This is a genomic window from Slackia exigua ATCC 700122, assembly GCF_000162875.1.
Classification (GTDB): domain Bacteria; phylum Actinomycetota; class Coriobacteriia; order Coriobacteriales; family Eggerthellaceae; genus Slackia; species Slackia exigua.
Map to the genome: position 1 here is coordinate 1 of NZ_GG700631.1, position 1,101 is coordinate 1,101.

A 1,101-nucleotide genomic window follows, 5' to 3' on the forward strand; every position below is an offset into this window, starting at 1 on the left:
CCCGACAAGGAATTTCGCTACCTTAGGACCGTTATAGTTACGGCCGCCGTTTACCGGGGCTTGGCTTCGGGGCTTCGCTTGCGCTGACCCTTCCGCGTGACCTTCCGGCACCGGGCAGGCGTCAGACCCTATACGTCGCCTTGCGGCTTGGCAGAGTCCTGTGTTTTTGGTAAACAGTCGCCTGGGCCTATTCGCTGCGGCCGCCGCGGGCTCGGGGGGCTCGCCCCTCCACCCCCGGCGGCGCCCCTTCTCCCGAAGTTACGGGGCGGTTTTGCCGAGTTCCTTGGCCATGGTTCTCCCGAACGCCTCGGTATGCTCTACCCGCGCACCTGTGTCGGTTTAGGTACGGGCGCCGCCGGCCCTGCCTAGGGGTTTTTCTCGGAAGCATGGAATGAGCGGCTTCGCCTCGAGGGCTTCGTCTCGCGTCTCAGGCTTTCGTGGGCCGCGGATTTGCCTGCGGCCCGCCCTACGCGCTTTCACGGGGACGTCCAGAACCCCGCCCGCCTATCCTCCTTCGTCGCCCCGTCGGTCCTAGCGGTCCGGCGGCGGTGCAGGAATGTCCGCCTGCTGGGCATCGGCTACGCCTTCCGGCCTCGCCTTAGCGCCCGACTGACCCTGGGGGGATTAGCCTCGCCCAGGAAACCTCGCGCTTACGGCGGAGGGGTTTCCCGCCCCTCTCTCGTTACTCATGCCTGCATTCTCGCTTCCGCGCGGTCCACCGCCGGTCGCCCCGGCGGCTTCGCCCCTGCGCGGAACGCTCCCCTACCGGCCGCGCCTTCTACGGCGCGGCCCCGCCGCTTCGGCTCCGCGCTTAGCCCCGTGTATTGTCGGCGCATGTCCACTCGACCAGTGAGCTGTTACGCACTCTTTGAATGCATGGCTGCTTCTAAGCCAACATCCTGGTTGTCTAGGCAAACGCACATCCTTTGCCACTCAGCGCGGAATTGGGGGCCTTAGCGGGCGGTCTGGGCTGTTCCCCTCTCGGCCGCGCGGCTTAGCCCGCGCGGCCTGACTCCCGGGGTGTCTGGTCGCGGCATTCGCAGTTCGGTCGGCTTCGGTAGGCGGTGAAGCCCCCTCGGCCGTCCGGCGCCCTACCTCCGC

Annotated in this window: 1 other annotated feature (only partly in view). The window is 67.4% G+C overall.

What is annotated here, in order from left to right:
• Positions 1–1,101, minus strand: a sequence feature (mutual gap in cmsearch alignment for this rRNA model is longer than 100) (it continues 2,181 nt past the right edge of the window).